11 protein-coding genes are annotated in these 14,109 nt (G+C 33.8%); all 11 read right to left on the bottom strand.

Translation table 11 applies throughout. The features are described from left to right. Positions 1-238: 238 nt before the first annotated feature. A complete protein-coding gene (locus L3X37_RS10490; RefSeq protein WP_237240126.1) occupies positions 239-2,008 on the bottom strand; it encodes a metallophosphoesterase in 1,770 nt (589 codons plus the stop codon). Between the two features lie 194 nt (positions 2,009-2,202). Further along, positions 2,203-2,844, bottom strand: a complete 642-nt coding sequence (locus L3X37_RS10495; RefSeq protein WP_237240127.1) for an HAD family hydrolase — start codon at positions 2,842-2,844, stop codon at positions 2,203-2,205. 83 nt (positions 2,845-2,927) lie between these two features. Next, entirely contained in the window at positions 2,928-4,505 is a 1,578-nt protein-coding gene (locus L3X37_RS10500; protein WP_237240128.1) for a solute:sodium symporter family transporter, read from the bottom strand. A 78-nt stretch (positions 4,506-4,583) separates the two neighbouring features. Then, complete coding sequence (iolD, locus tag L3X37_RS10505) at positions 4,584-6,461, bottom strand: 3D-(3,5/4)-trihydroxycyclohexane-1,2-dione acylhydrolase (decyclizing) (RefSeq protein WP_237240129.1); 1,878 nt, start codon at positions 6,459-6,461, stop codon at positions 4,584-4,586. Between the two features lie 35 nt (positions 6,462-6,496). Then, the gene (iolG, locus tag L3X37_RS10510) at positions 6,497-7,531 is read right to left on the bottom strand and encodes an inositol 2-dehydrogenase (protein WP_237240130.1); all 1,035 of its coding nucleotides are present in this window, start codon (positions 7,529-7,531) and stop codon (positions 6,497-6,499) included. A gap of 14 nt (positions 7,532-7,545) precedes the next feature. Beyond that, a complete protein-coding gene (locus tag L3X37_RS10515; RefSeq protein WP_237240131.1) occupies positions 7,546-8,451 on the bottom strand; it encodes a TIM barrel protein in 906 nt (301 codons plus the stop codon). Positions 8,452-8,461: 10 nt separating this feature from the next. After that, positions 8,462-9,937 (bottom strand): CoA-acylating methylmalonate-semialdehyde dehydrogenase, encoded by a 1,476-nt coding sequence (locus L3X37_RS10520; protein WP_237240132.1) that lies wholly within the window; start codon positions 9,935-9,937, stop codon positions 8,462-8,464. A gap of 86 nt (positions 9,938-10,023) precedes the next feature. Then, on the bottom strand, positions 10,024-11,037 hold the full coding sequence (gene iolC / locus L3X37_RS10525) for a 5-dehydro-2-deoxygluconokinase (protein WP_223552112.1): 1,014 nt from the start codon (positions 11,035-11,037) through the stop codon (positions 10,024-10,026). A gap of 1 nt (position 11,038) precedes the next feature. Further along, a complete protein-coding gene (gene iolB, locus L3X37_RS10530) occupies positions 11,039-11,914 on the bottom strand; it encodes a 5-deoxy-glucuronate isomerase (protein ID WP_223552113.1) in 876 nt (291 codons plus the stop codon). A gap of 14 nt (positions 11,915-11,928) precedes the next feature. Next, on the bottom strand, positions 11,929-12,867 hold the full coding sequence (locus L3X37_RS10535; protein WP_237240133.1) for a class II fructose-bisphosphate aldolase: 939 nt from the start codon (positions 12,865-12,867) through the stop codon (positions 11,929-11,931). A gap of 138 nt (positions 12,868-13,005) precedes the next feature. Next, complete coding sequence (locus L3X37_RS10540; RefSeq protein WP_237240134.1) at positions 13,006-14,034, bottom strand: LacI family DNA-binding transcriptional regulator; 1,029 nt, start codon at positions 14,032-14,034, stop codon at positions 13,006-13,008. Between the last annotated feature and the right edge of the window lie 75 nt (positions 14,035-14,109).

Below are 14,109 nucleotides of genomic sequence, written 5' to 3' on the forward strand. Positions count from 1 at the left end.
TTTTGAGTTAACATAAGTTTTGTTTGAACCTCAAAGCAAGAATAAAAAGTTGAAAACGAAAAAAAAACGACCAAAAAACTCTATGCAAACCTTTGCATAAATGCCATTTTCACAAAAAGAAAAGAGATTTTTCTTAAAAAATCCTTTAATAAAATTTTAAATTAACGTCAATTTCAAAAATCGCGAGATAACTTCGCTAAAATTTACACAAAATCAACACCCTAAAAACAGGATTTAATTAGTCCTTTTTTATGGCTGTTATTAACCCATTTTTAAGGTCTATTTTAAAGTGATCTGACGGAACTCCAGAAAAATGCTTTTGAAATATCTGAGCAAACTCTCTTAGGGCATCATTTACACCTGAATTTTCAATTTTAGCCAAGTAATTTAGTAGAATTTTATATTGCTTTATTCTCTTATCTCCAATATCTTTTAAAGACAGGTGATCTCCATTTTGTAGGCGGTAGAAATCAAATATAAAATCATAACCATTCCATTCCTCAAAATCTTTAATTCCTAAATCATTGCTTTCTAACTCTTTTATAATAAGCGCATTGCTTATTCCTTGCGTGGCTTTTTTTAATAAACTTTTTCCATTTTCTTTCAGTATCAATTCTCTTAAAGATTCTGGCCAGTCTTCGGGAAGAAACCTTAGACGAACTAATTCTTTTAAGTGCCAATTGACATATTCTTGATAGTTCTTAGTTTCTAGAATTTCCTTATTCCACACATCTTTATGATTATTTTCTAAATAACTATATTCCAATTCGTAAAGGGAAAATAATTCATTAAACCTTGACACGGTATTCAATTGAACGGTTTCAACTTCTATAATATCGTCAGACTCAATTGTTAAAATCTTATATCCTGCAGGATACGCTGCTAGCGATGGGGATTGTATGTTTACCAACACATTTCCTTTTTCTGTATTATGAACGCCCGTGTCGTTAATATGCATATGACCTCCAATATGCAATTTAAGCCCAGCATCAGCAAAAATTTGAGCAACACTTACTTTTGGAACTCTATGCAATTGAATTTTATTACTGCCAAAAACACTTTTTTTAAGGTCTGAACTACCATCATTAAATTCCACCATAGGATAATGGCTAAATGCCATAAGTAGTTTACCTTTTTTCTCAGCCTCTTTCACTACACGACTTGTCCATTGCATTAAATGTTTTTTGTGAGTAAGCACATTATTATATCCAATACTTGCTCCTTTGTAATTTTTAGGATTACTAGAAACAGTATCAGCTCCTTTTACAGGTACATAAGTATTGCCATCTAATGCCAATAACCAAATACCTTCAATAGGTTCTACCAAATAACTTACATCTGGCACTTTTAATCTTTCAGAAACATTATATTGCCTCAAACTTAACGCTGATGATTTAACTGCTTTATCAAATGTATAGTCATCATATTTATAATCAGAATAGGGAGTTTCCCAGTATATAAATTTCTTATTTGGGAAAAATCCATAATCAGAAAGCTCATTTAAAATACTGTCGTATCCCCATTCTTTAATATCTTCTGTAATTATTGGTTTTAGCCCTTTACCATTATAGAGGCCTTCTTTACTATAAATGGCTTGAGACTGCCCTCCTTCTCCTAAAAAGTCACTCTTCCCAGCTTCTATATCAAATGGTCTAACCGGGTCATGATTTCCCGTTATAGTTAAAAAGGTAATATCATGTCCCTTTGAATACCTATCCAGAATTTTTCTTAGACCTCTAACATTTATGGGTTGTCCATCATCTGTGAAATCACCTGGGAGTGCCACTATTTTGATCCCTCGTTTCACAACATCCTCCAACGCTTCTAAAAAAGCATAATAATTCTCATTAAATAGTCTAGTAGAATGCAATTGCGCATCCATAGTTCTAATTGTATTATACTTATCAGTTGAAGGGTTTTTGACACCTTTATAATCTATATCAGAAAAGATAGCATGAACGTCATGTAAATGAACATCTGCCATAAAGGCAATTCTTGTTTTCGCCACATTCTCCACGTTCTGTTTCTTACATGACAGGACTGTAAAAGTGATAGCAATAGTGACCAAAAAGTAAATTGAATAGCGAATCATTGTTCGTCTTTTTTTTATAATTAATCTCTTAAAATTCTTAATATAGTGTTAGTAATCTACTATTTTCAACATAAAGAAAGAGGTTAGCAAAAACTACTGACCTCATCGATTTAATGACTTATTAATACATTAAGTTGATTCATATCATTAAAGACCATAGCTCCCATTTCAGTGAATTTCTTTTTATTATGCCCTTTAGTATATGCATAAGTATCAAACCCGCCGGAAATGGCTGCTTCTATTCCATAGATACTATCTTCAATAACAACACATTCTTTTGGTTTAAAACCCATTTTTTTTGCCGCAAATAAATAAATTTCAGGTTCTGGCTTCCAACTCCCTATATCATAAGAACTGAATATGCGCTCTTCAGAAAATTTATGGATGAGATCAACCGTAGTCAGGTTAAGTATTATTTTATTTCTTGGTCCACTTGAAGCCACACAAAATGGTACTGTTAATTCGTTTATGACTTTGTGAATCCCTTTAATAGGTTTAAGATCTCTTTTAAAAGATTCAAAAGTTTTTTGCCTAAACTCTGTTTCAAAATTAGCAGGAATCTTTTGGTTAATTCTGATTTCTATATATTCTATAATATTTCTAAGTGATTTCCCTGAAAACGTTTCAATAATAGTATTCCATTTAAGTGATAACCCTAAATTGTCTGCCATTTCTTGTAATACCATACAAGAAATAGCTTCACTATCCACTAATACGCCATCACAATCAAAAATGACACACTTATATTTCATGTGTTTATACTATTTTAGTTGTTACATAAAACATCTATACAATCATTTCAAAGCACAATAAGTTTTTCACCTAAGAAGTTTCATCAATTTTGTCCTAAAAGAATATAAATCAAGAGCGTTACAGCGCAAAGTGCTATAGACATATGTTTGGTGTACTTCCATTCTTTCATATCCAAAATATGTAAATCTTTAGCTTTAAACTCTTTATCCTGTGGGTAAAAATAGGAAACTCCAAACATTACCAGCAAATTAAGAATGAATTCAATACCCCAAATATGAATAAAATGGATATCTGTTTTAAGGATAAAAGTTGTTGTTATGTAAAATGCTAGCCCAACAAACAAAGCTGCTTTGGCACCTGCGGCAGAAATCTTTTTAAGAAAGAAGCCCGCTAACATTATGGAGGCTATTGGAATAAAGAAAATACCATTTAGTTGCTGGAGTAATTGATACAATCCATCTGGTGCGTTTGCCACCATTGGCGCTACCATAATGGCAAAAACGGCTAAAATTGTGGAAGTTAATTTACCAACCTTCACCAATTTTTTATCCGTGCTATTCTTTCCAAGGTGTCTTTTATATACATCAATACTGAAAATAGTTGCAGCACTGTTTAGTACACTATTAAATGTACTTAGTACAGCACCCATTACCACAGCGGCAAACAAACCAACTAAACCTACAGGTAAAACTTTTTTAATAAGTTCTGGGTAAATCATATCTTGTTTGTCAAAAAGGGAATCTCCGTAATAGTAAAAACCAATGACACCAGGTAAAATAATTATTATTGGAACTAGTATTTTTAAAACTCCAGTATATAGAAGCCCCTTTTGGGCTTCAACCAAATTCTTTGCTCCTAAAGCTCTTTGAATGATAGTTTGGTTCATACTCCAGAAGTAGAGTTGATTAATAATCAAACCTGTAAACAATACTCCAAAAGGCATTACAGAATCCTTAGCTCCAATAACATTAAACTTTTCAGGACTATGTTCATATACCTTTGTTAATCCTGCCAATGGATTACCATCTCCAATACTTATAAGAGCAATTAAAGGTATGGCCAATCCTCCTATTAATAAACCATACCCATTGATTGTGTCTGAAATAGCTACAGCCTTTAATCCTCCAAAAATAGCATAAATAGACCCTATTGCTCCAATTCCTATAACTGTAACCCATAGGCCTTGATCTTGAGATACTCCTAAAACTTCTGAAATATTAAAAATGCTTTCTAAATTAATAGCTCCTGTATACAACACTATTGGTAATAAGGTTACAACAAATGAAATCATTAAAAAAAGTGCAACTAATGTTCTAGTAGCATTATCAAAACGTTTTTCAAGATATTGCGGGATTGTTGTAAGTCCCATTTTCAAATATTTAGGCACAAAATATATAGCAGCTGCAACCAATGCTAATGCTGAGGTGACTTCCCAAGCTATAATGATGAAGCCATTTTTATATGAAGAACCATTCATTCCAATAAGATGCTCGGTAGAAATATTGGTAAGTAACATAGATCCTGCAATTACCACGCCTGTAAGACTACGCCCGCCTAAAAAATATCCATCCTGAGAATCTAACTTCTCATTTTTTAGTTTATACCATGAATAAATGGCAACAAAAGCAATAAAGCCTATAAAAGTTAAAGCAGTATACATGGCTAATTATTTTTAATGTTATTGAAAATTAATAATTCGTGTTTTTTCTTGAAAGATATAGTTTCCTAGAAAACTACATTAGTAATAATATTTTTGCTTCTTTTTATGTTCCACAAAATCTTTAAAAGCTTTGTTCACAGTTTCCATTTCTGACACTTCAGAAATAGGAACTTCCCACCATCCATAACCATCAACACCTTGATATCTATCGCAAGTTGTATAAATAACTGTAGTTTTATTAATTTTTTTAGCTGCTTTTAGAGCTTCTGTTAAATCATTGTAATCTGAGCATTCAATAACATGAGCTCCTAAACTTCTGGCATTATCAGCCAGATTTATTGGTAAGATCGCTTCAGATACTACCTCATCACCTTCTATCTTTTGTGAATCAGGATTTCTGAATAAATATCTGGTACCATAACCTTCACTCCCTAAACTTCGTGAAAGTGCTCCAATACTTTTATAGCCATCATTATCTATTAAAACAATCGTCATTTTATATCCTTCTTGGATAGAACTTACAATCTCTTGTGAAAGCATTAAATAACTGCCATCACCAACCATCACATAAATTTCACGACTGGGGTCTGCCATCTTAGCGCCTAGACCGCCCGCAATTTCGTATCCCATACAGGAATATCCATATTCTAAATGGAAGCTCTTACTGCTTTTTGTTCTCCATAATTTATGTAAATCTCCTGGCAAACTTCCTGCTGCACACAAAACAACGTCATTATCATCAGCAAACTCATTCACTGCTCCAATGATTTCACCCTGACTCAAAAGATTATCATGTCTATAATTGTAAATTTCTGAAACTTTGGCTTCCCATGTTTGATTAAATTCTCTAACTCTGTTACTATAATGATCACTTACTTGATAATCTTTAAGTAGCTCCAACAACTCTTCTAATGTTGCCTTAGCATCTCCTTGAAGCATTAAACCGCCATGTTTAGCGGCATCAAATTCTGTAACATTAATGTTTAAAAATTTGACATCTGGATTTTGAAAGGCCGTTTTTGAAGCGGTTGTGAAATCACTATAACGTGTTCCAAGTCCAATTACTAAATCTGCTTCTTCAGAAATTATATTGGCACCTGGTGTACCAGTAGCTCCAACCGCACCCAATTGATGTGGATCATCATATTTTAAAGCTCCTTTACCTGCAAAGGTCTCTGCTACTGGAATATTTGTTTGATAAACCAATGACTTTAAAACATCTAAAGCTTCACTATAGTGAGCTCCTCCGCCTGCTATTATCAATGGTTTTTTACTAGATTTAATAAGCTCTACTGCTTTTTTTAACTGAGATATATCTGGTCTCTGTCTGACTACCACCCATGTTTTTTTCTTGAAAAATTCTACTGGGAAATCGAAAGCTTCTGCTTGAACGTCTTGAGGTATTGCTAAAGTAACTGTTCCTGTCTCTGAAGGAGAAGTTAAAACTCTCATAACCTCTGGTAGAGCAAACAATATTTGTTCTGGTCTGTTAATTCTATCCCAGTATTTTGAAATTGGTTTAAAACAATCATTAACTGAAACATCCTGAGATTGAGATGATTCCAGTTGTTGTAACACTGGTGACACATTTCTTTTGGCAAAAATGTCTCCGGGTATTAAAAGTACAGGTAATCTATTTATTGTAGCTCCTGCTGCGGCAGTTAGCATATTTGTTGCTCCAGGACCTATAGATGTTGTACATATAAATGTACTCAACCTATTTTTCATCTTAGCATAAGCTGCTGAAGTATGAACCATAGACTGTTCGTTTCTACATTGGTAATATTTTAGATCATTTTGTTGTTGGATGGCTTGTCCCATTCCGGCTACATTTCCATGTCCTAAAATACCAAAACATCCTGCAAAAAATTTGTTTTCAATACTATCACGTTCTACATACTGCTGATTAAGGTATTTTATCACAGCTTGTGCTACTGTTAATCTTATTGTTTTCATTATTTCTAAACTAGTGTAAAACTTCATCAAAATATTTATTTTAACATTTGAATCTTTTGGAATTGGTTAATTTCAGACAATTTAACCGGTCTATTTTCCTTAAGAGACTTTATTGCTGCTAACCCTATTTTTAAAGATTGTAGTCCATCATTTCCACTAGCTGGGACTTCAGTTCCGTTTTTTAAACTCTTAATATAATCACTCATTTCAGTTTTATAAGCTTCTGCATAACGTTCTAAAAAGAAATGTAAAGGAAGAGATCCTTGACTTCCTTGACTAGTGAATAGTTGGTGCGAATCGTGTAAATTATTCTCTGCCTTAACCATTCCCTTAGACCCAAATACCTCAACTCTTTGGTCATATCCATAAGCTGCCTCTCTACTATTGTCTATAATAGCCATCGTTCCATCTGTATAGGTAAGCGTTATAACTGCAGTATCAATGTCTCCCACATCTCCAATAGCCGGATTAACAAGAACTGCTCCTCTTGCGTATACTTCATCTATTTCTTTGCTTACAATAAAACGCGCTATATCAAAATCATGAATAGTCATATCTAAAAACAGTCCTCCTGATTTTTCAATATAACTTAAGGGAGGAGCCCCAGGATCTCGACTTGTAATTTTTACTAAATGGTGATCTCCTATAGCTCCTTCAGTAACAAGTGCTTTAACTTTTTTGAATTCCTTATCAAAACGTCTATTGAATCCTATCATTAACTTTACACCTGAACCTTCAACAACATCTAATACTTCAACAATTCTCTGTAAGGAGAGGTCTAATGGTTTTTCGCAAAAAATATGTTTTCCCATTTTTGCGGCTATTTCTACATAATCAGCATGAGTATCAGTTGGAGAACAAACTACAACGACATCAATATCTGTTGACGATAACATTTCTTCATATGTAGATGTTACATTTAAAACGCCTTTTTCTTCGGCATACTTTCGTGATTCTTCCACAGGATCCATAGCAGCAACCACTTTTATACTATTCATTTGAAGTAAATTATCTAAATGAATTTTTCCAATTCTTCCAAGGCCCGCCAAGGCAAACTTTAATATCTTCATTCGTGTCTTTTTATTTATAAACCTAAAGCTTTTATATAATCTCTATTTGATTGGGCACAAACTTTTGGATGCCCCATACCTGGCAATATATCTTGTTCAACAACTATCCAATCGTCATATTTTAGTTGATGTAATAAATCTACAATTGTCTTAAAGTCAATCATTCCCTTCCCTAGTTCACAAAACACACCTCTTTTTATTGCATCAAAATAATCTCCATTAACGTCTCTTGATGATTTTGCTATTTCTGGACTAAAATCTTTAAAATGTACATGCCATATTCGATTAGAATAAAGCTTTAATGCTTCTACTGGGTCGCCTCCACCAAATGCATAATGCCCCATATCTAAACACAACCCTAACAAATTTGGGTCTGTTAACGATAATAATTTTTCAATTTCTTGAGGTGTTTCTACATATCCAGCGCAATGATGATGAAAAACTGTTCTTATACCAAAAGCATCCTTAACCGCCTTGGCAATTTTTTCTGCTCCTTGGGCATAATCTTTCCATTGGTCATCAGAAAGTCCCATTTTAAGCTGTATCCTACCTGCATTTTGAGTTCGCTCTGATACCGAACCATTGTCATCTGCTAAAACAATAAACGCATCTTTACTGCCTGCTTTATACATTAATTCGGCGACCTTTAAAGCCATTAAAACTCCTTCATCATGTTTATTTAAATTAGCAAGTGCAACAGGCACGAATGCTCCTAACAACTCAAGGTTCCTTTTTTGAATTTCATCCCTGAGTTGATTTGGGTCTGTTGGCATAAAACCCCAATCTCCTAATTCTGTACCAATATACCCTGTTTCTTTAATTTCATTTAAAACCTGTTCAAAACCCATTTGCTTCGATTTTTCTTCCAAGTCAAACTCCAGGACTCCCCATGAACAAGGAGCATTTGCAATCTTGATCATTTTTCAGATATTAAAATTTACGTGACCAAATGTTTGGCCATCTTTCTATCACTACTTTTGTTTGAGTAAAAAACTCAATTGCATGTTTTCCTTGGCCGTGTAAGTCTCCAAAAAAGCTGTCTTTCCACCCGCTAAAAGGAAATTGCGCCATGGGTGCAGCTACCCCTATATTTATTCCAATATTTCCGGCATCTGCTTCATTTCTAAATTTCCTAGCGCTGGCACCACTACTAGTGAATAAACATGCCATATTTCCATAATTCCCACTATTTACAAATTGCAAAGCTTCTTCAATGTTGTTCATTGAAATAAGACTCATTACGGGACCAAATATTTCAGTTCTTATTAAATCTTTATCTAATGCCACATTTTCTAAGATTGTTGGAGAAAGAAAATTTCCGTTTTCATATCCTGAAACAGAGGTATTTCTACCATCTAATAATGGTGTTGCTCCTTCATCAATTCCTTTTTGAATCAAACCCGTAATTCTACTTTTACTTTCTACTGTTATAACCGGCCCCATACTTATATTATCATCCCATCCATATCCTGTAGTTCTAGATTTAACTGTTTCGTATATAGAATCCTTAATTTCTCTTTTTTCATCACCAACAGTAATTATAGTTGAGGCTGCTAGACAGCGCTGGCCTGCACAACCGTATACTGAATCTGCAATAATATTAGATGACATTTCAATATCTGCATCTGGTAAAACTATTACAGGGTTCTTAGCGCCTCCTTGTGCCTGTACTCTTTTACCATTTGCTGTACCTTTAGAGTATATATATCTAGCAACTGGCGTGCTCCCTACAAAACTAATGGCTTTAATTGTTGGATGTTCTAGTATAGCATCTACCGACTCTTTACCTCCATGAACCAAACTAATTAATCCTTTAGGAATATCTAATTGATCTAAAAGTTCAAAAATCTTTATCATTGTTAAAGGAACTTTCTCTGATGGTTTAACTATAAATGAATTTCCTGTTGCTATGGCATATGGTAAAAACCAAAAAACAATCATACTTGGAAAATTAAATGGTGTAATACAAGCTGTTACACCAACAGGTTGCCTTATCATCATTTCATCAATACCAGTAGCGATATCTTCTATAACGTCTCCAGCCATTAACATGGGAGTGCCACAGGCTACTTCAATATTTTCTATTGCTCTTTGAATTTCTCCAAATGATTCACCTTTTGTTTTTCCGGACTCATTGGTTATTATTTTAGCTATTTCAGCTTTATTCTCTTCAAAAAGAGATTTTAATTTATACAGCACTTGAACTCGCCTCATAACTGGAACTTTACTCCACTCCTTGTAAGCCTTAAATGCAGTTTCTGTTGCTACTGCAACATCCTTTGCTGTATCTTTACCGTAAGGTACTTTTGCCAAGACTTCCTGATTAGCTGGATTTAAAACTTCAATAGTGTCTACTGAAGCACTATTTACCCAAGCTCCATTTATATAATTTTTTAATGTTTTCATTTTATTTTTACTTATCTCTTTTCTTAATTTATTTTTCTTATTTCATTTTGTATTGCTCTTAAAACTAACCTAGTTTTAATATGTTATTAAAAACCCCCTCGCTGTTTTATAAATTCTAAAGATTCTTCTAAATAGGGCATGAAATTAGCACAACCTTTTCTTGTTACTACTTGGGCTCCACTTGCGTTACCCATTCTACAAGATTTATATAAGTCCCACCCTTGTAATATTCCATACAAGAACCCACTTGCAAAAGCATCGCCTGCTCCTAAAACATTTAATACCTCAACAGGAAAACCAGGAACATCTTCTCTAGAACCATCTGCCTTATATATACTTGCTCCTTCTTCTCCTCTTTTTACAACTAAAACTTCTATGCCTGAAGACAATAATTGTTCAATAGAAGCATCAATGTCACCTGTAATTTCGGGTGCTGAAATTTGTTGATCTTTAATTGTTACCTGTGAAGCACTACTCATTGTAGCAGCCAATATTTCTTCCTCTGTACCAATAGCTATTTTAACTTTAGGAAGAATGGCTCTTACTGTTAAACCAAATGCACGGTAATCATGCCATTGATCTGCACGAAAATCTAAATCTAATACAACATCTATATCATTTTTTTCTGCTATTTCAGTAGCAAAAAAAGTAGCACTTCTACTAGGCTCTATATTTAAAGCGGTTCCGTTAATCAATAATATTTTATAATCTTCGATTTGTGCGTCAATAACGTCGTCTATTGATACTTGACTATCGGCGGCATTATCCCTATAATAAACCAAAGGAAATTTATTTGGAGGTTCAATACCCAACACAACAGCACTACTTCTTGACTGATTTTTTGTAGGTATACAATGTGTATTGACTCCTTCATTATTCAGAAAATTAACAATAAACTCTCCTACTTTATCATTTCCAACACCTGTTAATAAGCTTGCATTAACTCCTAATCTGGCACAACCCACTGCTATATTAAGTGGTGACCCACCAACAAAGGCGTCAAACCCTTTAATATCATTAAAAGGTGATCCTATATCTTGAGAATATAAATCAATTGAAGATCTTCCCATTGTAATTACATCATACTTTCTATCTGCCATATTACTTGTTATTCATTTCTGAGGTTACTAATGGTAACCTCTTATCTTTTGATTCCCAAGAATCATATATCCATTCATGGTCTGGGTCTGTTGTATTAGCTAAACACTGATCTGTACCTGCTAAAAAATTCAAGTAATAACAGTGAAACCCGTGTTCTGCCACAACAGGATGATATCCTTTTGGAATTAATACCACATCATTATGTCTTGGTCTTACTATCTCATCTAGAGATCTATCTTTTGTATACACCTGCTGGATGGCGTAGGCCTCAAGTTTTTCAAACTTATAGAAATAGGTTTCTTCTTGAATAGGTTCTAGTACATTTCCTTCTATATCAACTTTTCTTTCATCATGCTTATGCGCAGGAAAAGAACTCCAATTACCTGATGGCGTATATACTTCTCTACACACCAAACTATGACACCCAAACCCTGGTGGTACCAAATCATTAAATTGTCTCGTTGCATTATCTCCACCAAAAATAACAACCTGAGTATCCTCCGGCGTTACAAACTTAGCTGGAAAATCTTCTTGAGACTTACACCAACCATAAGCTATATCTAAAGTTGTACTTGTTGCTTCAAGTGAAAATTGTGAATTTCTTGGTAGATATAAAGTGTGAGCGACTCCACTAAAAACATCTTTTCGTCCGTTAACAGTTTCCCATTCACCTTGATTGCTAGACACCTTAAAATTTCCACCAAGTAATACGATCACCATTTCATTCTCACCAGTATTATGCTTCCATAATTCACCCAACTCCATTTCACGAGCCTCAAAGCTTAAATATTTCCATTGGGCAGTTTCTGGGGTTATTCTATGATACACCTTAGAATTTGTATTTGGTTTTTGTAATAAATGTGATTTGCTATTCATAAAATTAATATTCATTATATAAACTGAGCTGCCTTACCCGTTGCTCTTAGCAGATCAAATTTTTCCAACATAAATTGCTCATAAGCATCCATATATTCCTTTCCGGGAATAATAGGATCGAATAACTCAGGGGTATTCCAAAAAAATTCACGATTAACTCTAGCCCATAATATTCTGGTATCAGTAGCTATATTTATTTTACATACCCCATGCGAAATAGCCTTTTTAATCTCATTTGGAGAAACACCTGAAGCACCTTGACTTAAAGCTCCTCCACAAGCATTAATTCTATTAACATCTTCCTGATTTACTGCTGATCCTCCATGTAACACTATAGGGAAATTTGGAAGCCTTTGCTGTATTTCTTCTAAAATATTAAACTGAATTCCTTGGCTTCCAGAAAACTTATATGCACCATGACTTGTTCCAACGGCAACAGCCAAACTATCACAATTTGTACTTTCAACAAACTGTTCTACTTCATTGGGCTGGGTGTATTTTGCTGATTTCTCATCAATTGAAATATCATCTTCTACACCGCTTAACACACCTAATTCAGCTTCAACAAAAACATTATACTTATGCGCCTTATCAACTACAAGCTTAGTTCTTCTTACATTTTGTTGAAAATCATCATGAGAAGCATCAATCATAACCGAATTGTATTTTCCTGAATCAATAGCATCAAATGCATGAGATTCTGTACCATGATCTAAATGAATGGCATATTTCGCTTTATGATAAATTTTTGAAGCAGCTTCTATCATAGCCAACAACATATCTGGATGCGCATAATTTCTCGCTACAGGTGTCATTTGTACTAAAAATGGCGCATTAGCTTTTTCTCCAGCTCTAAACAAACCATGTATTTGCTCCATGGTAAATACATTTACAGCAGCAATAGCATAATTGCCATAACATTTTTCATAAAGCTCCTTAGGAGATATTATCATCTACAAATTAAATTAATGGTTTTTACCCAATTATGGTAAGGTAAAAAAACAATAAAAAATCCATAGTTACGGAGGGGTCTGGTGGAAATCTCTATGCAAACGTTTGCACAAAAAGACTCATAAAAATGTCAAAAAGCACTAGAGTTTTTTAGAGGTTCCTCTTATAACTAATTCAGTTTTAAAAACCTCATAACGTAATTGTAGGTTTTCATCCTCTTTACGTTTTATATCTCCTAGTAAAATTCTAGCTGATAACATTCCCATACTGTATACTGGTTGCCAAACCGTAGAAAGTGCTGGAGTAAAATAGGTTGAATGGGGTTCATCATCAAATCCTATTATAGAAATATCTTCTGGAATTCTAAAATTAAGCTTCTTTGCTGTTCGCATAGCGGAAACAGCAAGACGATCATTTACAGCAAAAATAGCATCTGGCACGTTATTAGATTTCAATAAAGATTCGGTGGGCTTAATACCGTGCTCATGTGTAAACCCTTGTGCGTATATTATATATTTGTCTAATATTGGTAAATTATTCTTTTTTAAAGCATCCAGATATCCTTGCAATCGATGATTATTAGTTGACAAATCTGATGCCCCAGTAATATGAGCAATTTTTTTACACCCAGTTTTAATAAGATATTCTACAGCTTCAAAAGCTCCCGAATAATCATCAACGAGTACCTTATGTGCATCTACTCCCTCACAATCTCTATCAAAAATCACTAAGGGAATATTATTTCTTTGTATTTTTTTAATATGATCAAAATTAAAAGTAGTTGAAGATGGTGCCACTAATATTCCTGCTATTTGAACTTTAGAAAGTTTTTCAACTATTCGTGATTCTTCTTCATAAGATTCATTTGAAATGCATATCATTATATTATATCCAGAAGAAACCAAGATGTCCTGAATCCCTGTCACCGCAGCTGAAAAAAAATAACCTGTAATATCTGGAACAATAATAGCTATAGTTGTAGAGGTCTGTTTCAAAAAGTTTAACGCCATTGTATTGGGGCGATAATTCAACTTTTCTGCCAATTCCCTTACTGCATCTTTAGTCTGCTGTTTCAAAGCTGGATGGTCTTGTAAGGCCCGTGATACAGTAGAAGCTGACACATTGAGTTCCTTCGCAATATCCTTAATAGTAACTCGAGTTCTTTTCATATTTAAGTTATCATTTTAAATAACCATTTGACAAGTAACAAAAAAATCTTCAATTTAAAATTGAAAAAACAATTT

This window comes from Wocania arenilitoris (assembly GCF_021728535.1).
In the GTDB taxonomy this organism is placed as follows: Bacteria; Bacteroidota; Bacteroidia; order Flavobacteriales; family Flavobacteriaceae; genus Wocania_A; species Wocania_A arenilitoris.

What these genes read in the sequence shown, in the direction of transcription:
- L3X37_RS10495 (WP_237240127.1), bottom strand. Translation starts at nt 2,844, where the DNA reads ATGAAATATAAGTGTGTCATTTTTGATTGTGATGGCGTATTAGTGGAT.
- iolD (WP_237240129.1), bottom strand. Translation starts at nt 6,461, where the DNA reads ATGAAAACAATAAGATTAACAGTAGCACAAGCTGTGATAAAATACCTT.
- iolC (WP_223552112.1), bottom strand. Translation starts at nt 11,037, where the DNA reads ATGGCAGATAGAAAGTATGATGTAATTACAATGGGAAGATCTTCAATT.
- L3X37_RS10540 (WP_237240134.1), bottom strand. Translation starts at nt 14,034, where the DNA reads ATGAAAAGAACTCGAGTTACTATTAAGGATATTGCGAAGGAACTCAAT.
- iolB (WP_223552113.1), bottom strand. Translation starts at nt 11,914, where the DNA reads ATGAATAGCAAATCACATTTATTACAAAAACCAAATACAAATTCTAAG.
- L3X37_RS10500 (WP_237240128.1), bottom strand. Translation starts at nt 4,505, where the DNA reads ATGTATACTGCTTTAACTTTTATAGGCTTTATTGCTTTTGTTGCCATT.
- L3X37_RS10535 (WP_237240133.1), bottom strand. Translation starts at nt 12,867, where the DNA reads ATGATAATATCTCCTAAGGAGCTTTATGAAAAATGTTATGGCAATTAT.
- iolG (WP_237240130.1), bottom strand. Translation starts at nt 7,531, where the DNA reads ATGAAGATATTAAAGTTTGCCTTGGCGGGCCTTGGAAGAATTGGAAAA.
- L3X37_RS10515 (WP_237240131.1), bottom strand. Translation starts at nt 8,451, where the DNA reads ATGATCAAGATTGCAAATGCTCCTTGTTCATGGGGAGTCCTGGAGTTT.
- L3X37_RS10520 (WP_237240132.1), bottom strand. Translation starts at nt 9,937, where the DNA reads ATGAAAACATTAAAAAATTATATAAATGGAGCTTGGGTAAATAGTGCT.